The sequence below is a fragment of the Pseudomonas sp. CG7 genome (genome assembly GCF_023701885.1).
Taxonomy (GTDB): Bacteria; Pseudomonadota; Gammaproteobacteria; order Pseudomonadales; family Pseudomonadaceae; genus Aquipseudomonas; species Aquipseudomonas zanjanensis.
On sequence record NZ_JABAEE010000033.1, the window covers coordinates 41,071 to 65,473 of the forward strand.

At 60.0% G+C, this 24,403-nt stretch carries 21 protein-coding genes and 2 pseudogenes; 9 read left to right on the forward strand and 14 right to left on the reverse strand.

The annotated features are described in order from the left end of the window. Positions 1-74 precede the first annotated feature (74 nt). The 4 genes from HGO40_RS15285 to HGO40_RS15300 all read right to left on the reverse strand — a co-directional run bounded on the left by HGO40_RS15285 (position 75) and on the right by HGO40_RS15300 (position 5,057). Complete coding sequence (locus HGO40_RS15285) at positions 75-1,838, reverse strand: FAD-dependent monooxygenase (RefSeq protein WP_250963674.1); 1,764 nt, start codon at positions 1,836-1,838, stop codon at positions 75-77. A gap of 3 nt (positions 1,839-1,841) precedes the next feature. Next, positions 1,842-2,453 carry an HAD-IB family hydrolase gene (locus tag HGO40_RS15290; protein WP_250963675.1) on the reverse strand — a complete coding sequence of 204 codons (612 nt, stop codon included), beginning with the start codon at positions 2,451-2,453 and terminating at the stop codon, positions 1,842-1,844. Next, positions 2,443-3,963, reverse strand: a complete 1,521-nt coding sequence (locus HGO40_RS15295; protein WP_250963676.1) for a class I adenylate-forming enzyme family protein — start codon at positions 3,961-3,963, stop codon at positions 2,443-2,445. Before HGO40_RS15295 ends, HGO40_RS15290 begins: the two co-directional genes overlap by 11 nt. 80 nt (positions 3,964-4,043) lie before the next feature. After that, complete coding sequence (locus tag HGO40_RS15300) at positions 4,044-5,057, reverse strand: SDR family oxidoreductase (protein ID WP_250963677.1); 1,014 nt, start codon at positions 5,055-5,057, stop codon at positions 4,044-4,046. Positions 5,058-5,569: 512 nt separating this feature from the next. On the opposite strand from HGO40_RS15300, the gene HGO40_RS15305 reads away from it, so the two are divergent. After that, entirely contained in the window at positions 5,570-6,166 is a 597-nt protein-coding gene (locus HGO40_RS15305; protein WP_353050731.1) for a TetR/AcrR family transcriptional regulator, read from the forward strand. Positions 6,167-6,554: 388 nt separating this feature from the next. Next, the gene (locus HGO40_RS15310) at positions 6,555-7,319 is read left to right on the forward strand and encodes an SDR family NAD(P)-dependent oxidoreductase (protein WP_250963679.1); all 765 of its coding nucleotides are present in this window, start codon (positions 6,555-6,557) and stop codon (positions 7,317-7,319) included. Positions 7,320-7,511: 192 nt separating this feature from the next. Here HGO40_RS15310 and HGO40_RS15315 read toward each other — a convergent pair whose 3' ends face one another. Beyond that, a complete protein-coding gene (locus tag HGO40_RS15315) occupies positions 7,512-8,315 on the reverse strand; it encodes a helix-turn-helix transcriptional regulator (RefSeq protein WP_250963694.1) in 804 nt (267 codons plus the stop codon). 93 nt (positions 8,316-8,408) lie between these two features. Here HGO40_RS15315 and HGO40_RS15320 point away from each other — a divergent pair, with 93 nt between their 5' ends. Further along, positions 8,409-9,365 (forward strand): threonine dehydratase, encoded by a 957-nt coding sequence (locus HGO40_RS15320; protein WP_250963680.1) that lies wholly within the window; start codon positions 8,409-8,411, stop codon positions 9,363-9,365. A gap of 291 nt (positions 9,366-9,656) precedes the next feature. After that, complete coding sequence (locus HGO40_RS15325; protein WP_250963681.1) at positions 9,657-10,166, forward strand: hypothetical protein; 510 nt, start codon at positions 9,657-9,659, stop codon at positions 10,164-10,166. A 187-nt stretch (positions 10,167-10,353) separates the two neighbouring features. On the opposite strand, the gene HGO40_RS15330 is transcribed toward HGO40_RS15325, so the two are convergent. The 5 genes from HGO40_RS15330 to HGO40_RS15350 all read right to left on the reverse strand — a co-directional run bounded on the left by HGO40_RS15330 (position 10,354) and on the right by HGO40_RS15350 (position 13,901). Continuing rightward, on the reverse strand, positions 10,354-10,950 hold the full coding sequence (locus HGO40_RS15330) for a helix-turn-helix domain-containing protein (protein ID WP_250963695.1): 597 nt from the start codon (positions 10,948-10,950) through the stop codon (positions 10,354-10,356). A gap of 47 nt (positions 10,951-10,997) precedes the next feature. Next, positions 10,998-11,159 (reverse strand): hypothetical protein, encoded by a 162-nt coding sequence (locus tag HGO40_RS15335; protein ID WP_250963682.1) that lies wholly within the window; start codon positions 11,157-11,159, stop codon positions 10,998-11,000. Between the two features lie 123 nt (positions 11,160-11,282). Further along, on the reverse strand, positions 11,283-11,996 hold the full coding sequence (locus HGO40_RS15340) for an ABC transporter ATP-binding protein (RefSeq protein WP_250963683.1): 714 nt from the start codon (positions 11,994-11,996) through the stop codon (positions 11,283-11,285). Positions 11,997-11,999: 3 nt separating this feature from the next. Beyond that, positions 12,000-12,845, reverse strand: coding sequence for an ABC transporter permease (locus HGO40_RS15345; RefSeq protein WP_250963684.1), 846 nt, complete (start codon positions 12,843-12,845; stop codon positions 12,000-12,002). A 63-nt stretch (positions 12,846-12,908) separates the two neighbouring features. After that, entirely contained in the window at positions 12,909-13,901 is a 993-nt protein-coding gene (locus tag HGO40_RS15350; protein WP_250963685.1) for an aliphatic sulfonate ABC transporter substrate-binding protein, read from the reverse strand. A gap of 293 nt (positions 13,902-14,194) precedes the next feature. Between HGO40_RS15350 and HGO40_RS15355 the strand changes: the two genes are divergently transcribed. Beyond that, positions 14,195-15,133 (forward strand): ABC transporter substrate-binding protein, encoded by a 939-nt coding sequence (locus HGO40_RS15355; protein ID WP_250963686.1) that lies wholly within the window; start codon positions 14,195-14,197, stop codon positions 15,131-15,133. A 218-nt stretch (positions 15,134-15,351) separates the two neighbouring features. Here HGO40_RS15355 and gstA read toward each other — a convergent pair whose 3' ends face one another. Beyond that, complete coding sequence (gene gstA / locus HGO40_RS15360; protein ID WP_250963687.1) at positions 15,352-15,951, reverse strand: glutathione transferase GstA; 600 nt, start codon at positions 15,949-15,951, stop codon at positions 15,352-15,354. A gap of 112 nt (positions 15,952-16,063) precedes the next feature. Here gstA and HGO40_RS15365 point away from each other — a divergent pair, with 112 nt between their 5' ends. The 3 genes and pseudogenes from HGO40_RS15365 to HGO40_RS30870 form a co-directional block, all read left to right on the forward strand. After that, positions 16,064-16,969 (forward strand): transcriptional regulator GcvA, encoded by a 906-nt coding sequence (locus HGO40_RS15365; RefSeq protein ID WP_250963696.1) that lies wholly within the window; start codon positions 16,064-16,066, stop codon positions 16,967-16,969. A 174-nt stretch (positions 16,970-17,143) separates the two neighbouring features. Next, positions 17,144-17,821: pseudogene (locus HGO40_RS30865) on the forward strand (PAS domain-containing protein); the annotation flags it as partial. A gap of 114 nt (positions 17,822-17,935) precedes the next feature. Beyond that, positions 17,936-18,409 (forward strand): annotated as a pseudogene (locus HGO40_RS30870) (methyl-accepting chemotaxis protein); the annotation flags it as partial. Here the strand turns inward: HGO40_RS30870 and HGO40_RS15375 are convergent. The 3 genes from HGO40_RS15375 to HGO40_RS15385 form a co-directional block, all read right to left on the reverse strand. Next, entirely contained in the window at positions 18,390-20,039 is a 1,650-nt protein-coding gene (locus tag HGO40_RS15375) for an ATP-binding response regulator (protein WP_250963689.1), read from the reverse strand. The pseudogene HGO40_RS30870 and the gene HGO40_RS15375 overlap by 20 nt on opposite strands. Positions 20,040-20,131: 92 nt before the next feature. Then, on the reverse strand, positions 20,132-20,629 hold the full coding sequence (locus HGO40_RS15380; RefSeq protein ID WP_250963690.1) for a hypothetical protein: 498 nt from the start codon (positions 20,627-20,629) through the stop codon (positions 20,132-20,134). Between the two features lie 319 nt (positions 20,630-20,948). Next, positions 20,949-21,587 carry a response regulator gene (locus HGO40_RS15385; protein WP_250963691.1) on the reverse strand — a complete coding sequence of 213 codons (639 nt, stop codon included), beginning with the start codon at positions 21,585-21,587 and terminating at the stop codon, positions 20,949-20,951. A 420-nt stretch (positions 21,588-22,007) separates the two neighbouring features. Here HGO40_RS15385 and HGO40_RS15390 point away from each other — a divergent pair, with 420 nt between their 5' ends. After that, complete coding sequence (locus HGO40_RS15390; RefSeq protein WP_250963692.1) at positions 22,008-24,062, forward strand: 2Fe-2S iron-sulfur cluster-binding protein; 2,055 nt, start codon at positions 22,008-22,010, stop codon at positions 24,060-24,062. Positions 24,063-24,403: the final 341 nt, after the last annotated feature.

Genomic DNA, 24,403 nt, shown 5'->3' on the forward strand with positions numbered 1-24,403 from the left:
AAATCAAAAATCATGGCCCAGGACTGGGCCTTGTTTATATCAATGAAGCAAATTGGCTGTAGCCATGGCGCGACTTAAAGTTGGAGTTCCACTGCGTCGATCTCATAAGAGGTGGTTTTTCTGGCGCCCTTGAGCAACCCGGACCTTACGTTCAGGTAAGTCGCCAGCGTTATCGCATCGGCACCTTGGAAAGCGATGTAGCCGTCAGGACGAATCAGCATCAACGTGCCTGCCTTGGCGTGGTAGCGCTTGTGCAGTCGCCAGTCCGGGTCCAGCAGTGTCGAGTGCCAGGATGGCAGCCCGGCGCTGCTCAGGGCATCGATCACGCAATAAGCCTTGATGCCTGGATAGTCCTTTTCCACCGACTCGGCCAAGGCGTAATGGCCCGGCAATAAAGGTGAAAACTGATCGGCCGCGCTGAAGATCAACAGCGTGAACGTTCCGTGGAACAGGTCGATCAAGTGTTTTGTGGGCAGCCCTTGCAGTTGCCACAACTCGACATCGGGTGCCAGTTGCCCGGCGCGAGGCGCTGCGCTCGGGAACTCGGTTTTTTTGCCTTTCTTGTTCCAGTTGTAGCGCTGTTTCTTCGTCAGCGATTCCTGGATGTAGTCACTCTTCTCGTAGTGATACTGATGACCGGAAATCATGGACGGCAACTTGCGCTGGACCTTTTTCCGGTTGCTCAACAACGGCAGGACGTTGTCACGCAGCCAGACCAGGGCGCGCCGCCGGACGGTAATCAACCCCGTCAACCGGTGGGCGGTGTTCTCGACTTCCAGGGCAACCGGATAACGCTCTTCGTTGTAGCTGTCGAGCAAGGACGGATCCGCCAGGCCTTGATCGACATAGGCGATTTTCCAGGCCAGGTTATAGGCCTCGGAAACCCCCAGGTTCATCCATTGGCCACCGATGGGGCTGCCGATATGCGCCGAGTCCCCCAGCAGGAACACCGAGCCTTGTTGCATCGTTTGCACGCGGCGATGCTGGAACGAGGCGATGGTCGTCGAGGAAATATTGGACAGCGTCATCTTTTGCCCACGTCCTTCGCACAGGCGCTGGAAGTTCTCCAGGCTCAGTGACGGACGCTCGCCTTCTGGCGGCAGGTTGTAGGGCATTTCGATGAACAGCCGATAACGGGACTGGGCGCTGATCGGCGCAACCGCCACGTAACCGTCTTGTGCACCGAGGAAAAACGCGCCCTCATCCTGGCTGCCGGACCATTGGATATCGGCATCGGCGAGCATGAAGAAGCGGTCATAGGACGAACCTTCGAAGGTCATGTCCAGGCGTTTTCGGATGTTGCTGCGAGCACCGTCACAGGCGGCCACCCAGCGACTGGCGAAGGTTTCGTCGGTGCCGTCGGCATGCTTGAGCGTCATGCGCACCGAACCCGGCAGGTGTTCGATGTCCACCAGTTCGGTGTTCCACTCCACCTCCGCGCCCAGTTCCTTCAACCGCTCCAGGAGAATCTTCTCGGTTTGCGGCTGTGGCAGGCTCAAGAGCAGGGGATAGGTCGCGTCCAGGTAGGAGAAGTTGTAGTTCAGCACTCGCTTGGCATTCGACTGCACGGAAAACTGGTTGATCGTGAAACCGTCGTGAATGGCTTGCTCGGCAACGCCCAGGTCTCGAAAGATTTCCAGGGTGCGGGAGTGGATCGCCATCGCCTTGGTCGCGGTCGAGGGGCCGGCGTTCTTTTCAATGATGCGAAACGCCACGCCCCATTTTTTCAGCATGATTGCCAGGGACAGGCCGATGGGCCCGGCGCCGACGATCATGACGGTCGGGGCGCTGTCAGGGCGCTTGAAATGCTTGGGGGCCAAGTTGCTCAGCGTGTTCATCGATCAGTACCAGTTTCTGTAGAAGGGAGAGTTGGCAATGCCGAGCAGGGCGTCGTCGCCTGATGAGTCGCCGTAGGCATAAATATAAAAATCATCCAGATTGCTCAGGCAGCCTTTGAGGCGCGTGACTTTCTCTCGCTCTACACAATTGGTACCGGCGATCCCGCCGGTGAGTTTGTTTTTTGCCGTGGCCAGGCGCGTGCCGCACACATAGTCAAACCCCGCGGCCTGGCCCCAAGGGATCAGGTAGTTTTCCGGCGAGTTGCTGACCAGCGCGGTGATATGCCCCATGGACTGATGCCATTGCAGTCGCCGCAACGCCTCGGGCCTGAGCCAGAGCGGCAGCTGTTCGCTGATGAAGTATTTGGCGTGCTCGCGTTCTTGCTCCACCGACAGCCCGCCCAGGTAACAGGCAATGAAGGCCAGGCGCGCTTGCATCAGTGGGGTGATGCCCAGGATCACGCTGAGCATCTTGGGCAGCAGGGGAATGATCCGCAGCCAGAACGACCGGGTGCCGACGATGTAGCGCATGTAGCGCCAGAAGGTGTGCCGGTCGGTCAACGTGCCGTCGAAGTCAACAACGGCCAGTACCGGTTGGGTGCTGTTAGTGTGCATGTGCCTCTTCCTTGAGCGGGATGATCTCGATGGTCTTGGGCAGCTTGAAGCCCGACAGATCGCGGGAAAGCAGGGTGCCCAGCGCGTTCTGGGTCAGCTCGCCGGTCCCTTCGACGCACAGGTGCAGCACGTTGACTTCCTTGTGATCCGGGACGATATAGGCCCTGGCGCGCACCACGTCGGGGTGCTTGAGGGCGATGGATTCGATTTCCACCAGATCGACCATCTGCGCCTTGATCTTCGAGATGCGCAGGCGTTGGCAAAAGAAAAATACATGCCCATCGTCGTCGCGCCAGACCAGGTCGCCGCTGTGGAACCAGCCGTCGCGGAAGAATCGGGCATTGGTGTCCTCGGCATCGTTGTAGCCGCCGATCACCATCGCGCCGCGGATCAGTAACTCGCCGATGCGCCCGGGTGCCACGTCCTGGCCCTCGGCATCGACGACGCGCAGTTCCACGCCGCTGATCGGCTGGCCCATGGCGCCGCGGTGGACCGGGCCTATCGAACTCTGGACGATCACCGGCATGCTTTCGGTCAAACCGTAGCCCTGGAGTACCGGATTGCCGCCCAGTAGCGTGCCCAGCTTTTCGGCTTCATCGGCCGGCAGGTGGCTGCCGCCCGAGTAGATCATCAATTGCGGGTGCAACGGCAACCGCGGGCCTTTGCGTTTGGCCAGCCGCGTATTGAAGTAGCGAATGACATCGGGCACCAGGCAGGCAAAGGTGACCTGGTGCTCGGACAGGACTTCTGCCAGGTCCCGGTTGAGCAGGGTGTTGGTCATGAGCAGGGTGGCGCCCACGCTCAAGGGAAACACCATCATCACCGACAGGCCGAAGATGGCATACAGCGGCAGTGTCACCAGGTGCACGGAGCCGACGCCCTGCAGGTGAAAATGCTCGTGCAGCCCATCGCTCGATTGCGTCAGGTCGAGGTAGCGGTGAGAAACCGCCAGGGGCCTGCCGATGCCTCGATAAGTGAACTGCACCGAGCCGATCGGATTGCCTTCGGGCAGCAACAAGGGTTCGAGCTGTTGAGGCAATTGAGAGGCGGCCGTTGCATTGGCGGGCAGGGGCGATGAAGGTTCGCTCCCGTCGTCCAGCACCAGGGCGTGTCTGACGCCGTTGTTGGGCTGGAATATCTCGTCGTGTTGCATCCATAACGCTTCGGTCGTGACCACCAGGGTTGGCCTGGCGAGGCTAACCACACTGTTCATTTCAAAAACGGTCAACTTGTGGTTGAGGATGACCGGAATGGCACCCCGCCCGATAATCGCCAGGTAATAAGCGATGAATGCCACCCCGTTGGGCAGCACCAGCGCGACTTTATCGCCTGGCAATACACCGAGTGCCGTCAGGGCGCCGTTGCAGGCTTCGGCCTTGATGCGCAGCTCGCGATAAGTAACGGTGTCTTCTTCCGTGTCTAAGTGCCGGATAGCAACTTGCTCGGGAAAAGATTCCGAAAAACCGACAAAACGATGCAGAAAACCTTCTTTATATGAAAGGCTTTTCATTTACCAACCTCTTTCAATCCTTGGATATAGGGCGTGTCAAAAAAGTACTACAGAGGCAGGCTTTATATGAATGGTCTCAATTAAGCATCTGTGTAGTTGTTATTCCGATACCAGTCCAGGGTATCGGTCAGGGTTTCAGCGACAGGGCGGAATTGGCATTGCAACTCCCTTGAACTTTTGTTGTGGCTGAAATGCGTGCGGTCTTGTTCTTGCGCCATGAGCTTGACCGTAGACGTACTGATCAGTACCGGCTTCTTGGTAATCCGGTAATAGCCTTCATAGATCAGTGCGATCAGTCGCAGCATGAACAAAGGCACTTTTCGTTCAGGGGCTTTTACGCCGCTGACGCTGGCCAGCGCCTGGAAGATGCTCTTCATGTCCATGTGATTGCCGGCGGCGAGGTAACGCTCTCCGGACCTGCCGCGGGTGATGGCCGCGATTTGATGTTCGGCCACGTCCCGGGCATCGACGACGGAAAAGCTGCCAGGAAGTACACCGGGCAATTTTTGTCCGACAAAGTCCAGCAGGAACTGGCCTGAGGAAGTCGGGCCGATATCCCCCGGGCCGAACATCCACCCTGGCAATACCATGGCAATGAACATGTCCGGGTGCTGCGCCAAAAATTGCTGGACCTTTTGTTCGGACAATATTTTGCTCAAGTAATAATCGTCAGCCTCCTGTTCACTGCGAGACATGGTTTCATCGATGACTTGATCTTTATTGCCCTTCAATACGGCAATGGAAGAGGTGTGCACGGCACGACGGATGCCGGCGTCATAAGCGGCTTGCAACAAGCGCTCGGTGCCGGTCACATTCGTGTCATAGAGTTTTTGCCAGTGTTTCCCGCCTTTGTAACTGTCGCGGAAATAAGCCGCCGTATGGAACAAGGCATCGCACCCTTGCAGTGCATGACTGAAGGCGTCGACATTGAGCATGTCGCCTTCGACCCATTCCACGGGCAGGCCGCTGAACTGTTTCCTGGCTTTCTCGGCGCAACGAACCAGGGCTTTTACTTTGATGTTTCGTTTTAACAGCGCACGAACGACATTATTCCCGAGCAGGCCAGTAGCGCCTGTAACGAAGGCATATTCCATTAAAATCCCGCTCCTGTGAGGTGACCTGTCATTGCATCGAGATCGGTGTCACTGACTCGATGCCCTGATCAGGCGTTGGGCTCCACCAACGGCGCAAGTAAAAACCATTCGGTATCTGGAAATCAAGCGGTATTTCGTAAGGCTAGCGAATCGATGGCTCTGAACCGGCCGTTACGCGGATTTTTTCATCCGATAGCGTGGCATGGAGGTGCGGAAAATGCGGCGTTGAGGAAGGTCAAAGAGGGGCCAACCCGCTCGCCAGCAACGAGCCTCGATGGTTTGGATTTACCTGTTCCCGGCGTGAAAAACGTGACTGCATAGTCCATCTTGCATCACGGCAGGCTGTCCCGGTTACATGGCACATACATGGCACTTTTTGAAAGTTAAAATGTAAATGATTGAATGAGGCGCGTATAAGATATGATGGCGGACACCGGTTCACTACAGTGAGTAATCGCTTCGTCGCATTCAGATACAGGTGCATATTTTGACTGGCCAAAGGAGCCGAGGGCGTGATTAAAAAGAGACTAGGTCGAGAAGAGAGCCAGCAAATAACAAGAGACAAATTATTCGACACCGCTACTGAGCTGATGATCAGCAAAGGTTTTCATGCCGCCAGCGTCAACGTCATTGCCGAGGAGGCCGGCTTTTCCAAAGGCGCCTTCTTTTCCAATTTTTCCAGTAAATCGGACTTGCTCCTGCAACTGACTCAACGCTTCAAGCGCGTTGAAATCGATCGATTGAGTACGACCCTGACGTCGGGGTATTCGTCAGAGCAGTTGAGCCATGGCTTGAATGCCTATATCGACACCCTGAAGAATAATACCCGCTGTGCGATCCTCGATGCCGAGTTGCAATTGATTGCCCTGCGTGATGAAGAGTTCTCGCAGCATTACTACGACTTGCATGAGGAAAACAGCGAGGCCTTGGGCAAGTTGATTACTGTCATATTCAACCATGCTGGCAAGAAACCACCGCTGGAACATGCCGCGCTTGCGAAGACCTTCACGGCCTTGGCCGAAGGCTTGATATTGCAAGGGCATAAAGATCCGGCGATTGAAATAAAGCTGGTGCTCAATTCGCTCATCCAGACTGCAGAGCCTTTGTAGTCCGCCGCTATTATCCCCGACAGGCCAGCGATTGGCGTCCAGCATCTGGTTCGCTGATGCCGCTGCCTGGATCAACTGCTCATGAAATGATGTTGACGGTGCGACCGTCATCGCGAGCAAGCTCGCTCCCACATTTTTTGGGGCGCCTGCGAGAGGCTCATCCACCGCCACTCCCCTGTGGGAGCGAGCTTGCTCGCGATGGCGATGGTTCAGCTAGAGCACGGCTTTGGCCCTCACGGACAGATTCGCGCAAAACCCCGACAGTCCCAGCAAACCCGCGAAAGCCCGGTCACCTCGGATGCGAGAAAGTGAAGCCGTCCATACGACAGCGCCCATGGGCGCCGGGCCGGCGAATGTCTCGTCTGCCCGCTCACGCAGGAGAGCGATCATGACCGATATCCAACCCACTATTCCCCACGAAGTCGAAGGCAAGGTTGCGCTGGTCACCGGCGCTGCCAGTGGCATCGGCAGGGCTGTCGCATTGCTGTTGCATGCCCGCGGCGCCAAGGTGGTGGCTGAAGACATCAACCCTGCCGTCCATGAGCTGGCCCGCCCGGGGCTGGTGCCGCTGGAGGCCGACATCACCGCGGATGGAGCCGCCGAGCGCGCCGTCGGCCTGGCCGTCGAGCAGTTCGGTCGGCTGGACATCCTGGTCAACAATGCCGGGATCATCATCAACAAGTTAGTGATCGACATGACGCGCCAGGACTGGGAGCGCATCCAGGCGGTCAACGCCACCGCCGCCTTCCTGCACTCGCGCGAAGCGGTCAAGGCGATGGTGCCCAACCAGTCGGGGGCCATCGTCAACATCGCCTCCTACGCGTCCTATTTTGCCTTCCCGACCATTGCCGCCTACACCGCCTCCAAGGGGGCCCTGGCGCAACTGACGCGCACCTTGGCGCTGGACGCCATCGAGCACGGTATTCGTGTCAATGCCATCGGTGTTGGCGATGTGGTCACCAACATCCTCAATGACGTAGTCGAGGACGGTCCGGCGTTTCTCGCCCAGCACGGTGAAGCTGCGCCCATCGGCCGGGCTGCACAGCCGCAGGAGATTGCCGATGTGGTTGCATTCCTGGCCTCGGACCGTGCGAGTTTTGTGGTCGGTGCGGTGGTCATGGCGGATGGTGGCATGACTGTTACCGCCGGCTAGCCTGGGGGCCTTGTGGGAGCGCGCTTGCTCGCGATGGCGGTCTTTCATTCAGTATCAATGCCGACTGGCAGGACCTCATCGCGAGCAAGCTCGCTCCCACAGGGGGCAGTGCTGCCCACGGCTGTTCTGTCTGCTGGCGATCGAATGTGGGAGCGAGCCTGCTCGCGATAACGGTGTATCAGGCCCGAACAACTACCTGCGCAACTGCGCCGGACTGATGCCAAGGCGTTGCTTGAACAGCGTGGTCATGTGCGCCTGGGAGTTGAAGCCACAGGTGTGTGCGATGTCGGTCAGCCGGGCGGTTGAGTCACGCATCAGCGCCCGTGCCTTGGCGAGGCGCCGGTCGATCAGGTAGCTGTGCGGGCTTTTGCCAGTCGCCTGCTTGAAGGCTCGGATGAAATAACCCTCGGACAAGCCAAGCAGCCCCGCCATGGCCTGGACCCCCACCGGGCTGTCGAGACTGGCGTCGATGAAGTCGTCGAGCAGGCGCATCCGGCCGTCCGTGATGGAGCCTTGAGGGCGTGGTGAAAACGCTTTGTGGTCGATCACGCGTTCAGCCAAACCGAGCGCCCAGGCTTCCCAATCGTCCTCTGCGGTGGCACGCAACAGCGCGCTGCGCATTCTCAACGCGAGGGTGATGGCCTGCGGGTCAATGCGATTGTTGAATGCATGCGTCCCCGGTAACGCCATACCGTCGGTACGCACGACTCGCAGGTATTCACCGCCGGCGGGAGATTCGGAGATCACGTCGCACCCGGCGGGAACGAATGCCAGGCCGTTGGGCAGCGCCTCGAAGGGCCGCACGCGGTCGCTGCCGATGGCATGCAGGCCGCGCTGGCTGTCGAAGGCAAAGCCGATGGCTGACTGGGTCGCGACATAGCGAGTGGCGTAGGCGCAGCCGGGCAGCAATTCGATCGCCCAGGGTCCGGCCTCGATACGACGGACCGGTTCTGGTGGGGGCGGCGACTGGCGGTTTCGCGGGCTCATGAACCGCATAGTAATGAAGAGCAAGCCCGAAAGTCAGGTCAGTTTTCTGAAAGCCCGCCGATGGCGCGCTGATTAGACTGGGCTAAAACCTGGAGGCCCATCATGCACACACTGACCCGCGACGACATCGAACAGGCTGCCCGCCATCTCTATCAATTCATGCCCGCCACTGCCCAATACGCCTGGCCGTTGCTGGCTGAACGGTTGGGTTGCACCGTGTGGGTCAAGCATGAGAATCACACCCCGACCGGGGCCTTCAAGGCGCGCGGTGGCCTGACCTTCGTGCATTGGCTCAAGCGCGAACACCCGGAGGCAAAAGGCATCGTCACGGCAACGCGCGGCAATCACGGCCAGAGCCTGGCGCTGGCGGCTACTGCCCTGGGTTTGAAAGCGCTGATTGTCGTGCCGCAAGGTAACTCGGTGGAGAAGAATAACGCCATGCGTGGCTTTGGCGGCGAGGTGGTCGAGTTTGGCCGCGATTTCGATGAGGCCCGCGAAGAGGCCTTGCGCTTGGCCCACGCCCAGGGTCTCTACCTGGTGCCGCCGTTTCATCCCGAATTGGTCAAGGGCGTGGCGACCTATGGGCTTGAGTTGTTCCAGGCGGTGCCGGACCTGGATACGGTCTACGTGCCGATAGGCTGCGGATCGGGGATTTGCGCAGTCATCGCCGCCCGCGATGCCTTGGGCCTGAAAACCCGCGTGGTGGGCGTCGTGTCCACCGAGGCCGACGCGGCGAAGTCGTCCTTTGAAACGGGAAGACTTTGCGAGACCCCTTCGGCCAACACCTTTGCCGACGGACTGGCCGTGCGCAAACCCATTCCCGAGGCCTTGGCCATCTACGGTGCCGCTGCGGCGCGGATCGTAGCGGTCAGCGACGCTGAAATTGCCGAGGCCATGCGGGTGTATTACACCGACACCCACAACCTCGCCGAAGGTGCGGGCGCCGCGGCCTTGGCGGCGCTCATGCAGGAGCGTGAAGCGATGCGGGGGAAAAAGGTGGCGGTGATTCTGACCGGGGGGAATATCGACCGGCCGGTGTATGCGAGGTTGATCGGCTGAGCCCGCGTGGTGGGGCATTTCAGGACCCAATTTAGATCGATTATTTCTTACGGTTATGGGTATAGCTCTGGAGGGTATATCCATGACCGAAGAATCGAAGCTGTCGCCTGGGAAATATCTGCAATGAAACCGTTCTGCATGCAGCAACAGACAGCTTGGCGTGCGTCACTCCGGTAAGCCTGCTTGAACGTTCATTCCTGCTGTTCGATCGCCATCTTGTCGGGCCAGGGTCAATGCTTAGAATCCGCCCCATCAACTTGTCCGACTCTCGAACTTACAGGGAACACCACCATGATGAATGCCATGCAGATGCCAATGTCGATGAACGCCAACATGCCGATGATGCCAATGATGGGCATGCCGATGATGATGGCGACCATGACCTGCGAAATGATGGATGACGGCATGCAGTGCAAAATGATGCCAGCTGCCGGCATGGACATGGCCCTGTTCAAGAACAGCGCCGACATGATGCAGATGATGATGAACTGCGGCATGCCGATGATGATGCACTGCGGCAACATGAGCATGATGTGCATGTCCCAGGCGAGCATGGCCATGCCGATGGCGAGCATGATGATGCCAATGCCGATGATGGGCATGCCGATGCCGTCGATGAAATGCGTGATGGAATGCACCGTGATGGCCGACTGCATGATGTGCAAAATCATGCCGATGGCCGGCATGAATATGGACATGATGAAAAACTGCTGCGCCTTGATGATGAAGATGATGGACGACTGCGGCATGCCGATGATGATGAGTTGCAATGGCATGCCGATGATGTGCTGCACCTGCTGATTACAACCGGCTAACGCTCTTGAAGCGGGCACGATCCATTGTGGCGAGGGAGCTTGCTCCCGTTTGAGTGTGGAGCGCTCACGAAATAGCGCCGCTGGGCAGCCCAGCGGGACAAGCTCCCTCGCCACAGGTTCCGTGTCTCAAGCCCATCCTGAAAAGCCCGCGCCGGTGATACGGCCGGGCTTTTTCAGTCCAGGCGTTCCGGATAGGTGACCACCAGATACGCCACCGCTTCACTGTCGGCCGGGTTGCGATAACGGTGAGGCTGGTCTGCGTAGAACAGAATCGAATCCCCCGTGGAAAGCAGGTAACGCTCGTCGTTGACACGGATCTCCAACACACCTTGGGACACCACCAGGTTCTCTTGGACACCAGGTCCGTGCCCTTCGGACTGGTCCTCGCCCAAGGGGCCCAGGCGCAGTTCGTAGAATTCCGATTGGCGCGCCACATCAAACGGGAACAGGGCACGGCTGACGAAGGCGCCATTGGCGCTGACCAGGCGCTTGCTCTGGCTGACCGACAGCACCGCCACGCCTTCGAAAGCCCGGTGCTCCAGGAAGGCGGCGACCGACACCTTCAAGCCCTTGGCGATTTTGCACAGCACTTTGATCGACGGCACGCTGCGTCCGGACTCGATCTGCGCGAGCATGGCCCGGCTGACGCCGCATTGGCGGGCGAGGGCGTCGAGGGACAGGTGTCGCTTGCCGCGCAGACGCTGAAGGTGCTGTGCGACCCGTTCGCAGATCGGATCCTCATCCAGGGCTGCCAGGGTATTGAGGTCCACTTCGGGTTCGTCGGTACTCGCCAAGAAGCGCGAGGGCTCCTGGGCACTCACGCGTGGTACGTCCGGGTCGGCCGGGCCGCGTGGACCCACTGGAACGCCTGGTAACCGGCATTGCGCGCGTACATTTCCCACATGGCCCGGGCCAGTTGCTGGGCCTGCTTGCGTTTGCGGAACTGGACGAAGTCGATAACGTTGTCAGTCGGTTTCATAAGGCACTTCACTGTCGTGGCCAATGGGACGGGATGAGCTGAGCGTACGTGGTTATGTATATAACCAATAAATACTGATTGTTTATTTATTAATGCTTTTAAATGCTTAGCAAGGTGACCTGCTCAAATCACATGGGCGCGGTGCAACTCGGTCAGGGCCAGGGCCTTGAGTCGGGCCAGCGATGGGTCGCGCCGGTCTCGCGGGTGGTCCAGTTGCACCGCCAGTTCCTGGCGAATGCTGCTTGGGCGGTTCTCCATCACCAATACCCGGTCGCTCAGGTACAGCGCCTCGTCGATATCGTGTGTCACCAGTAACAGGGCGATGGCGTGCCGCTCGGCCAGTTGCAGCATCAGGTCCTGCAGTTTCATTCGGGTGAAGGCGTCCACGGCGCTGAACGGTTCGTCCAACAACAGCACCCGTGGTCGCGAGTACAGGCCGCGGGCAATCGCCACCCGTTGTGCCATGCCGCCGGACAACGCCTTGGGCAAGGCGTCTGCAAAACCGCTGAGGCCGACTTCCTCGATCAACTGCGCGACCCAGACCTGGTCGTAATCGTCGTCATCACTGAAGCCAATGTTCTGCTGCACCGTCAGCCAGGGCATCACCCGCGGTTCCTGGAATACAAAGGCCAATTGTTCGGTGTGGCTGAGCAGTTGCCCTTCGAAGTCTTTCTCAAGGCCCGCGACGATGCGCAGCAAGGTGCTTTTGCCGCAGCCGCTGGGGCCCAACAGGCTCACGGTTTCCCGGGGTTGCAATTGCAGGTGGATATGATTGAGCACGATGGTGGTGGCGAAGGTCTTGCGCTCGACGTGGAGCTCCAGCAGGGCTTGGGTCATGGCTCACTCCTCGGTGCCGTTAAAGGTGTCGCGCCAGGCCAGGGAACGTTTTTCCAAGCGGGCAAGCAAGCCGTCGCTGAGCTTGCCCAGCAGGGCGAGTACGATGATCGCCGCCAGCACGATGTCCGGGCGCGAGGTTTCGCGGCCATCGCTGAGCAGGTAGCCCAGGCCTTTGGTGGCCGCGATCAGTTCCGCGGCCACCAGGAACATCCAGGCCAGGCTCATGCCGCTGCGCAACCCGGTAAACAGGCCGGGCAGGGCGGCCGGCAGGAGAATCCGCCGCACCAGACGGCGGCGGCTGAAGCCGTACATATGACCGACCTCCACCAGCTTGCGGTCGATGTTGCGGATCGCTGCCACGCCATTGAGGTACACGGGAAAGAATGCGCCGATGGCGATCAGCACCACTTTCGAGGTTTCGTCGATGCCCAGCCACAGCAGGAGCAACGGCACCCAGGCCAGGCTGGGGATCGAGCGCAAGCCGGCGAAGGTCGGTTCCAGATAGGCTTCGGCTTCCCGGCTCAAGCCAACCCAGGCGGCGAAAACCAAGGCCAGGCTGGCGCCGATGGCAAAGCCCAGCAAGACGCGCAACAGGCTGGCGCTGATGTGTTTCCACAACGCCCCTTCGGCCAGGTCGGCGAGGGTCAGGGCGATCTCGCTGGGGGCCGGCATCTGGTAGGCGGGCAGCCAACCGATGCGCACGATGATCTCCAGGAAGACGATGATCAGCACCGGCAGGGCCAGACCCTTGAGACGCAGCCGCCAGTGGTCGGGATTGAACAGGGGCGCTTTGCCCGGTGCGGACAGGGCCAGGGGAGGGCTGGAGAGGTCTTTGCTGTTGCTGCTCATGGCGGTTCTCCGGCAACGCCGAATCCGCGCCAGGCGCGGATCGGTTGTCGCCTGGGCAAGGGGTTACTGACGGGCCACGGCCTGCTGGCGGCCGGTATCGAGCAGTTGATCGATCACCTGATCCACATTCACCCCTCGCCGTACCAATTCCTCGGAGACCAGGATCGGCGCGGCAGCCTTGGAGGCCAGCACATCCTTGGCACTCCACTGCGGGCTGCCCAGGTCGGTGCGGGACAGTTGCAGCCGGGCCACTTCCAGCGTCAGTCCGGATTCGTCGGCGAGCAATCTGGCGAGCTCTTGTGGATGCTCCACCGACCACGTCCGGGCCTGTTCGTAGGCCGCGAGCACGGTGTCGATGGTCTGCGGGTGCTCCCGGGCATACTTCTCCGTGACGCTGACCACGCCGTAGCTGTTGAAGACGGGGTTGCGATACAGCAGGCGCGACCCGGCCTGGACTTCGCTGGCGGCCATGTGCGGGTCGAGACCGGCCCAGGCGTCGACGTCGCCTTTTTCCAAGGCGGTGCGACCGTCCGGGTGCTGCAGGTGCACCAACTCCACATCGTCTTTCTTCAGTCCGGCTTGTTGCAGGCTGCGCAGGGTGAAGAGATAGGGATCGGTGCCTTTGGTGGCGGCGATCTTCTTGCCCTTGAGGTCGGCGACCGTCTGGTACGGCGAATCCTTGCGCACCACCAGGGCGGTCCATTCGGCGCGACTGTAGACATACACCGACTTGATCGGGCTGCCGTTGGCCCGGCTCAGCACCGCGGCGAGGCTGGCGGACGAAGCGAAGTCGACGCCGCCGCTGTTGAGGTATTCCAGGGAGCGGTTACTGCCTTGGCTCAGGACCCAACTGACCTTGGTCTGAGGCAGGGCCTCCTCCAGGTAGCCGAAATGCTTGAGCACCAGGCTCACGGGCGAATAGTAGGCATAATCCAGATGCACTTCGGCGGGAGGGTTTTCTGCGGCCACGGCTATGGACGGCAGGCCGAGCGCCAGGGCGCAGGCGCCGATCAGGTATCTGGCGCGGGCCAGGGCGAAGCGGAAGTCGGGTTTCATGGAACAGCTCCAGGCAAGGCGGCAATAGTCTTATTTCCGAAAGATCGGATCGGGGCTGAAACCCGTCTGAAAGGCATATTGCAGGCTCTGTGCCATAGCCTTGGAAGGGGCGGTGTGCGGGCGTTGCCATGGGGTAGAGGCTTCGAGGGGCTGTTGCCCAGCCAACAGTCTGTTGCAACACTGTTGCGCCACGGACATGGGCGGCTTGTGACTATGAGCTTATGCTTTAAAAGAATTTCGAATGGGAATTGCAAGAGCGTTATGTTCTATGAAATCCATTCAGGAATGCCTTCATGAAGTTCTTCCGTTCTCTGCTCCTCAGCACATTGTTCGCCGCACCGTTGTCCCAGGCCAGCGAGCCGTTGGTCCTGCACGTCGGCGACCAGAACTATTACAACGTGCGGGCCTCGGTGGAGGCCTCGGGTGTGCTTGAGGGCGCTCCCTACCGCGTCGACTGGAAACATTTCCAGGCCGCCGCGCCCCTGGCCGAGGCACTGAATACCGGCGACCTGGACCTGGGTTTCCTCGGCGATTCGGGGTTCCTGTTCCTGGCTGCCAAACAGGCTCCGGTGAAACTGATCGGAGTCTCGCGGCAAAACCCGGACACCATCGCGCTACTGGTGCCCAAGGACTCGCCGGTCAAGACCATCGCCGACCTCAAGGGCAAGAAGGTCGCCTATTGGCCGGGCGCCTGGAGCCAGCAACTGACCCTGCGAGCCCTGGAACAGGCCGGCCTGCCGGAGAACCATGTGGACTTCATCAAGCTGATGCCGATCGACGCGGCGGCGGCCTTGCCCCAGGGCAGCATTGATGCCTTTCCGGTATGGGAGCCTTACATCTCGCAGCAGATCCTGTTCTCCGGCGCCCGGCCGATCCTGACGGCGAAAAACCTCATGCCCGGCCTCAGCGCCATTGCCGCTTCGACACCGGCCATCGACAGCAAGCGCGAAGCCATCGCCGACTTCCTGGGGCGGGTGAAGCAGGCCCGTGGCTGGGTCGACACCCACACCGACGCATACGCGGACCTGTGGGCGAAAAAGGCCAACCTCGACCAGAACGTCTCGCGCCATTGGTTGCGCCAGGCTCACATGAGCATCGGCCCGGTGGACCGACAGGCCGCCGCCGACCTGCAAAGCACGGCGGACTTCCTGTTCAAGGTCAAGGCGCTGCCGGCCCCGTTGGTCACCGCCGGAATTATCGACACGTCCTTCAGCCAGGCCTTGGGCGAATAAGCCCTTCAATTTTTGAGTCGCCCGCAGGCCTCTGTGGGAGCGAGCCTGCTCGCGATAGCGGTAGGTCAGCTTGCAGGATGTTAGATGTGCCGCCGTCATCGCGAGCAAGCTCGCTCCCACAGTGGTTTCGAGGCGTTGAAGAAATCGGAATCCACCGCCGACCTTTGTGGGAGCGAGCTTGCTCGCGATAGCGGTGGGTCAGTTTGCACTGGGATGGATCATGCCGCTTCTGCCGCCATCGCCGCCCGGACGCTGGGACGTGCCGCGATTCGGGCCATGAACGACGCCAGTACCGGCCAGTCGCCGATCGCGATATCGAACAACGGCAACCAGGTCAAAACGGTGAACAGGTACGCGTCGGCCAGGCCGAAGCGGCCCATCAAGCAATCCTGTTGCTCAAGGGCCTGGCTGAGGTAGTCCAGGCGCTTGAACAGCTTTGCCTTGAAGATCGCCTTGGTTGACTCGGCGATATCGGCATTGAACAGCGGGGCACAGCCGCTATGGATCTCGGTGCTGATGAAGTTCAACCATTCCTGCAGACGAACTCGCTCCCAAGTGCCATTGGCCGGCGCAAGTGTATTCCCAGGGACCCGATCGGCCAGATACTGGACGATGGCGGGTCCCTCGGTCAGAACCTCACCGTTATCCAGCACCAAGGCGGCCACGTAACCCTTGGGGTTGATGCCAAGGAAGTCGCGTCCGTCGGCGGTGCGCTTGGTCTTGTTGTCGACCCGGATCAATTCAAAGGGCAAGCCCAATTCCCGCAACACGATGTGCGGGGACAATGAGCAGGTCAGGGGTGCGAAGTACAGTTTCATGGTTTCCTCAAGGATGGGGGACATGCCGCCAGAATCCGTGAGAGCCGGAACATTTTCAAAGGAAATCTTCAGTGCTAGCGTATGACAAAATATCATGAGTATGCCCCCCATCATGGCCGACAGAATCCCATCCTTGAACGGCCTGAAAGCCTTCGAATCGGCAGCTCGACACATGAGCTATACCAAGGCTGCCGAAGAGCTGAACGTCACCCAGACAGCGATCAGTCATCAAGTTCGCCGGCTCGAAGAGGCGCTGGGTGTACGCTTGTTCTTGCGGCTCAAGGATGGTTTGGCCCTGACAAACGAAGGCCAGGCCTATTTGCCCGGCGTTCGTTCGGCCTTCCATGAGTTGCGCTATTGCACGGAGATGTTGCTGGAGAGCCGCAACAACAGTGTCTTGACGATCAGTACGCTGGTTTCATTTGCCTCCAAATGGCTGCTGCCGCGGTTGGCGTCGTTCCAGCAGGCGTTTCCGACTATCGATGTGCGCGTCACGGCGTCCACGGAGCGGGTGGATTTTCGCAAGGGCGGCATCGATGCGGCCATCCGTTACGGTGTCGGCGACTGGAAGGGCGTGCGGGCCGACTGGCTGATGGCCGACGACATCTTCCCGGTGTGCAGCCCCAGGTTGCTGCACGGTCTGACCGCCTTGCGGACCCCAGGCGACCTGGCCCAGCACACGTTGTTGCAGGTCAGCGGGGTGACCAGCGGCGACTGGAGTGCGTGGCTGAGCGCCGCCGGCCAACCCACAAAACTGGCCGAAGGCAGCCGGCTGACATTCGACCTGGCCATGATGGCTGTTCAGGCGGCGGTGGACGGCCTGGGTGTGTGCATCGGCCGTTCAACCTATGTCGAGGATGACCTGAGGGCTGGACGACTGGTTGCACCCTTTGACCTGCGATTGAGGTCCGACCTGGGCTTCTATTTCGTCACCCCCCATGAACTGGCCGATTCGCCAAAAGTGCAGGCCTTTAGAAGCTGGTTGATGGATTCGGTGGGTTTTGGCGCCGAAACATAATTACGCCGTACCGTTCAGCCCCCAGCCAACCCGCCGATATGAATAGAAGGTCCGGTTACTTTCAGGGTTCACCGAGGGTACGTCATGTTTAATAAAACACTAAAAAACGAACTGACGGCTAGGACGGCCGAATTGGCAACCTACAAGGGATTGGTCGGCGCCCTTGAGCGATCGATGGCGGTTATCGAATTCAGTCCCGACGGCAAGGTGCTGCGGGCGAACGAGAACTTTCTGAAAACGATGGGCTACCGTGCGGAGCAAGTGACCAGCCTGTCCCATCGGGATTTCTGCACCCCGGCGCTGGCGGGCAGCGCCGAATACCGCGAATTCTGGAACCAGTTGCGCGCCGGGCAATTCGTTTCCGGCACGTTTCAGCGCCGCAGCGCGTCAGGCCAGAACGTGTGGCTGGAAGCCAGCTATAACCCGGTGGGGGACGAACAGGGCCGCGTCGTAAAAGTAGTCAAGTACGCACTCGATGTCACTGCCAAAGTGACCGCTGAGGCCGAAACCCGTGGCCGGCTGGCGGCCCTCGACCGGGCCATGGCAGTCATCGAGTTCGACCTGGGCGGCAACATCCTGACCGCCAACGACAACTTCATGAATGTCATGAATTACTCATTGGCTGAACTCAAGGGCAAGCACCACCGGATGTTTTGCGAACCGAGCCTGGTGGGCAGCTCGGAGTACAGCGATTTCTGGCGTCGTCTCAACGCCGGTGAGTTTTTCAGCGGGCAATTCAAGCGCCTCGGCAAGAACGGCAGAGTCGTCTGGCTGGAAGCCAGCTACAACCCGGTCTACGACGCCGAAGGCAAGTTGTGCAAAATCGCGAAGTTCGCCAGCGACATCACCGAGCGGGTGGAGAAATTCGAAGAGGATTCCCGCGGCGCGTCCCGGGCGTACCACATCTCCGCCGAGACCGAGCGGGTGGCCGAACAGGGCGCCCAGGTGATCCATCAGACCGCCAAGGAAATGCGCGAGATCGCCGACAACATCGGCGCCTCCGCGCGCCTGGTTGGGCAACTGGGGGCGCGTTCGGAAGAGATCACCGCCATCGTCAACACCATTCGCGGCATTGCCGACCAGACCAACCTGCTGGCCCTCAACGCGGCCATCGAGGCGGCGCGGGCTGGCGATCAGGGGAGGGGGTTCGCGGTGGTGGCCGACGAGGTCCGGCAACTGGCCGGGCGCACCAGTCGCTCCACGTCGGAGATCGCCGAAATGATCGGCATGATCCTCTCCGAAACCCGCGATGCCGTCGCGAGCATGAACGTGACCCATGAGGGCGCCTTGCGTGGCGTCACCCTGGCAGACCAGGCCGGATCGGTCATCGTGCAGATCCGGAACGGGACCACCGATGCCCTCGATGCGGTGAGCATGTTTGCGTCCAAGCTCGACGAGTCCGAGGTGATTCCCAAGACGGCTATCGGCTGGGTGGGTTGAGGTGAGCTGAGTCCGCGCCCCTGCGATCCATGCGCTTGACGAGCTCGAGCAATACCGCTCGCAGCTCCGGCGGTCGCACGGGCTTGGCCAGCACCGAGATGTTCAGGCTGTGCAGCGATTGGCGTATCCGCTCGATCTCATGCCCGGTGATGACCAACGCAGGGACTTGCCAGCCGCGCTGCTCGCGTATCGCGGCAATGCACTCGGCGCCCGAGACTTTCGTGCCCAGGTCGAAATCGGCGATGACAATGTCGCAATCGCTGGTCAACCCCTCGCCGTCGCTGTGGGTTTCAACCTCGCAACCCCATTTTTCCAGGAGCGCCGACGTCGCCATCAGCACGTTGGCGTCGTCTTCTACCAAGCACACGCGCAATCCGTCCAGGCGATTCTGGACGGGCGCTACCTTGGGTTCCATGAGCCTTGGAGCCGCCAGTTCCAGACCACGGATTGCCACTTGGGTGCCTTGGCCGACCTTGGAGCGGATGTGTATATCGACACCGAGGATCTGGCTGATGCGCTTGACGATGGACAGGCCCAGGCCTAGACCCTCGACATCCTTGTCGCGTACATGGCGCACGCGGTAGAACTCCTTGAACACTTGCGGCAGATGCTCGGCGGCGATGCCGCGGCCCTTGTCGTAGATCACCACCGCCAGGCGCTTGCCCTGGCGACGCACACCAATGAGTACCGGTTGGCCGGGCGCGTATTTGAGGGCGTTGGACAACAGGTTCTGGATCATTGTGGTAAGCATGCCTGGATTGACGTTGACCCAATAAGGGCAGGCGCGCAGGCGCAGCTCGACCCCGGCCCAGCGAGCCGCCTCGGTGTTCTGCTTGACCACGTCCTGCAATAAGGCCCCCAAGTGAATGGTGTCGGCCTGGGGTACCAGCTTGCCGTGATCCAGGGTGTAGATATCGAGGATCGAACGGAACAACTGCGAGACGGTGTGCAGCGAGCGGTCGATATTGTCCACCAGCCGCAGTTCTTCCATGCCCAGCCTGGCGTCACGCAGGCAGGCGGTGAACAGGCCGATGGAGTGGATCGGTTGGCGCAGGTCGTGGCTGGCCTGGGCGAGGAACCGCGACTTCTCCTGGTTGGCCGAAAGCGCTTCCTCGGAGGCAATGCGTGTGCGCTTGAGCAGAATGTGCGCATAGGCTGGCACCACGATGGTGGTGACGATCAGCATGAGGAACATGTAGGGCTGGGTGCGCCAGAAGGGTTGAAGGCAGAAAATCAGCACCAGGGTCGACAGCGCGATAACGGTGGCCAGCGCCAGGTAGCGCGAGCCGAAGCGCATGCCATTACCCAAGGTTACCCAGAGCAGTGCTGCGTAGATCGGCAGTGCACTTTCACCTCCCAGCACCATGGCGAAAGCGATGCCTGTGTAGTCATGCAGCATCGTGAAAAGGCGTCGCCAGAAGAAGTGTCCTGGCCAGCGCTTGATGATCATGCGCAGGAACACCGAGACGAAAATGAACGTGCCGATGTAAATAATGATGGGCACGTAGCTGGCGGCGTCTTCTGGATACAGGCCGGCCAGGATGACGATATACAAGAGCGCACAGGCGCTGACGGTCAGGCGTAACGTGGCCTGGTCGAGTTCACTGTTCTTTTCCACCGGCTTTGGCATCTCATGACTTTTGATGCCTCCAAGCGTAGCCGCTAGCCTCGGTGAAGGCTGGGGACAGGCTGGCGCTGTCCCCAACGGATGGCGCCATTGCGTCAGTAGACCCTGTAGTACTTCACGACATCGTCGATGAAATAGATGGTCAATACCGAACCTTGGGTCTGGCTTTGGCCAGTTTTCGTGCCGGTCACGCTGCTGACGTCATTGGCCACGGTTTGTGCCTTGGCCAGTTGCGCCGAGGTTTCATACATCTTCAGGCTCGTTTCGGTCGACACGTACTTGTGAGCCAACTTCATGTACTTATCGAGGCCCTCATCATTCTTTTCATAGGTCCAGTTCGACTCGTTGCTGGTGCTGGTCGAATTGAGTTCCTCATTGGTCGGCGCACCGAACATCTGCGTGATCTGACCTTTTGTCGTCTTGCCCGGAATGATCGTTTGCTTGAGGTAGGTGACGTCGTACTTCTGGGTTCCCTGGTTCAGGGTGTTCATCAACTTACCCAAGTCACCGGTGTTCGCACAGCCGTTGAGTACGCCCGCCAGCACGCACAGTGCCAATCCATTTCCAAGTGTTTTTCCATAGTTGAAGGACATAATGACTTTCCTTGAGTTGATGTCAGGACCCTTCCACTTCAACCGGGCAGACGGTGAAGTTGATCCAGCATTGCGCCGCCGAGCGATTTATTTAATCCACGGGCTTGGCACGCCGTAACTTTTCGATAGGCACAGTGATACGGCACGGCGTCTGTATGGCGCGTTGGTGTTGTTTTATGTTTGGCTGTTCGAGCCGCTTTTTTCAGAGCGTCTTCAGCTTAGGGGGAGAGTACGGAGCGAAGCCATAGTACAAGTGTGCTATGGCCTTGGCGGCGGACAGGGGGGATAACGTTCAATGATTATTCACGAGGTCATACCTTCACGTCTGCGGTTTGCCCAACCATCCGCCATCGCCTGGAACGTTGGGAAATTGCGCCGCAGCCGCTGAACGTGTGGGAACACCCAGGGATTTGAGCAGGCTTGAGACATGGATGCGTACCGTGAAGGGGGAAATGCCCAGCGCCCGGGCTATTTCCTTGTTGGTCTTGCCGGCGGCGATCAAACCAAGCACTTGTCGCTGACGAGCGGTCAGTTGCGAAAGTGCATCATCCAGGATGGCGTTTTCCGCCTGATACTTGACCACTACTTCGCCTTCGCGAATGGCCATGATGGCGTCGGCGATATCGGCGGGGTCGATATTCTTACCGATGAAACCGTCGGCACCCAGCGCCATTACCTGGGAAATAACATCCCTGTCATCCACCATCGAAACCACAATGATCGAGGTGCGTTTGAACTCATGCCGCAACTGGCTTATGACCTGCAGCGATTTAATACCGGGGAAGCGCAAATCCAGCACCAAGGAGTCCACTTCCACGCCGGACCGCGCCAGAGCCAGCACTTCGTCCAGATTACCAGCTTGTTCTATGGTGGCCGTCGGCAGAAGCCGTTCGATGGTTCTCAACATACCTTCACGAAACAAAGGATGGTCATCGGCCACAATAACTCGGCAGGTCATGCTTCAGATCCTTCTGAGTTCAAGTTCGCGCATCGTAACCTAAACTGCTCCTTCGGGTTTCAAGTTTGAAACAACCTTTCCCATTGGAATAATCCTTTGAATATGACGGAAAAGAATAACGAGCTTGTTCAGACTATATAGAGATTGAAGGTCGGTGCCTCAATCCTGGCCAAGCCCGTGCGACCTCCGGAGTTGCGGGTGACCCTGCTCGAATTGACCAAGCATTTCGCCCGTGTCAGGACCTGAGCCCACCCTTCCATTTAATGAAACGGTGGATTGCAGTTTGTGCGTATTCCTGCGCAGCCGCTTTGGGCAGAAGATGACGCCAGCCACTTGCACGCCCGTGCAGAAGCTGGCGGAGAGTCCTTAACCATAGCGCACTGGCGCAGGCATTCATGCTGCGGGTGCGAGGAGTCGCAGATGGACGAAGTCGTGAAAGCCAAAACCTCGCCCTGGCACGAAGGCGAGCTGACCCTGCAGCGCGCCGTCGGGGCCGTCGACATGATGGCCAGCGTCGGCCAACGGCAACTGGCCCGCACATGGATGCCGGACCAGCACCGGGCGTTCTACGCCCAGTTGCCGTTCGTGGTGCTGGGTGCGGTGGATCGCCAAGGCGATGTCTGGGCAACCCTGCGCGCAGGACAACCGGGCTTCATGAACTCGCCCGATCCGCAGACCCTGCACATCAACCTCGAGCCCGAGCCGAACGACCCGGCCCAGGAAGGCATGGGCGAGGGCGATGCCATCGGCATGCTGGGGATCGAATTGCACACTCGGCGACGTAATCGCATGAACGGCGTCGTGCGCCGTCAGCTTGCCCCAGGGTTGGAGGTTGCCGTGAGCCAGGCCTACGGCAACTGCCCTCGCTACATCAATCTGCGCCAGTACCATTTTGTCGATGCGCAGGCTGTTGCGCCGCGTCAATTGGCCGTCTCGGACCCGCTGGTGCGGCGCCTGGTGACGGCGGCCGATTCGTTTTATATCGCCACCTATGTGGTGCGTGACGGCGAGCGGCAGGTCGATGCCTCTCATCGCGGCGGCAAGCCGGGTTTCGTGCGCATGGACGAAGACGGATCGCTGACCATCCCGGACTTTTCCGGCAATCTGTTCTTCAACACCTTGGGCAATATCCTGCTCAACCCTCGGGCCGGGCTAGTGTTCGTCGATTTCCAGACCGGCGATCTGCTGCAAATGAGCGGTTCGGCGCAAGTGCTGCTGGACGATCCCGAGATCAGTGCCTTCCAGGGCGCCGAGCGGCTGCTGCGCTTCACGCCGCAGCGCATCGTCCATCGCCCGGCCGCCATCGCGCTGCGTTGGAAGGACCAGGACGAGGGCGACTCGCCCAATTCATTGATGACCGGCAGTTGGGAGCAGGCCGCCGAGCGCTTGCAGGCCGAGGCGCTGCGCAGCCGTTGGCGTTCGTTGCAGGTCACGCGGGTGGTGGACGAGAGCCCTGACATTCGCTCGTTCTACCTACAGGCGAGCGATGGCTTGGGTTTGCCCCGGTTTGAAGCCGGGCAACATGTGCCGGTGCGGATTCTGTTGGAGGGGCACAAAGCCCCGTTGATCCGGACCTATAGCGTCTCCAGCGCACCGTCGGATGATTTCCAGCGCATCAGCGTCAAGCGCGATGGATCGGTGTCGTCCCATTTGCATGAACAAGTGCGGGCGCTGCATGAGATCGAAGCGCGGGCGCCCCAGGGCCACTTCACGGTCCAGCCCACCGAGCGCCGTCCGTTGGTGTTGTTGGCCGCGGGGGTGGGCATCACGCCGCTGTTGTCGATGTTGCGCGAGGTGGTTTACCAGGGGCAGCGTATCAGCCGCATGCGCCCGGTCTGGCTGGTGCAAAGCGCCCGCTCGGTGGCCGACCTGGCGTTCCGTGAAGAGATCGACGAGCTGGCCGCCCGTGCCGGCGACAAGCTTCAGGTGCTGCGCATGGTCAGCCAACCGCCCACCGAGGCGGGGGCAGGTGAAGGCTACGATCTGGCAGGGCGGATCGATGTGGAACTGCTCAAGCGGCTGCTGCCGCTCAATGACTACGATTTCTACCTGTGCGGGCCAGGCAGCTTTACCCAGGCGCTGTATGACGGGCTGCGTAAATTGCGCATTCCTGACGACCGCATCCATGCGGAAACCTTCGGGCCTTCCACCCTTGTGCGGGATATCGAAGTCAGTGTCCCGGCGCCCCAGCAAGTACCGGCCGCGAGCGAGGCGGTGAAGGTCTTGTTCGCCAGTTCCGGCAAGGAAGCTCGTTGGGAGCCTGGCAGTGGAACGCTGCTGGAGCTGGCCGAAGCGCGCGGCCTGACTCCGGAGTTCAGTTGCCGCGGCGGTTCCTGCGGCACCTGCAAAACCCGCTTGAGCCGCGGCCAGGTGCATTACCTGAACCAGCCGGCCGAACCGGTGGGCGAAGGTGAAGTGCTGATCTGCTGCGCCGTGCCGGCCCAAGGGAGCGAGCCGTTGGTGCTTGAGGTTTAGATCCCTCGGCGCAACGAAGGCGGTGTGTCAGTTTGCGGTGATGTTGGATGGGCCGGCCTCATCGCGAGCAAGCTCGCTCCCACATTGGATACTCAGTGAACACAAATCTTGTGCCCGGCCCCAAATCCCTGTGGGAGCGAGCCTGCTCGCGAAGGCGGTGTGTCAGTTTGCGGTGATGTTGGATGGGATGGCCTCATCGCGAGCAAGCTCGCTCCCACATTGGATACTCAGTGAACACAAATCTTATATCCGGCCCCCAATCCCTGTGGGAGATTCTATGGTTGAGGGGAAGCCCTCAAGCCGCTTTTGGTTGGTATTCGCTTTGCCCTTTCAGCAGAGCG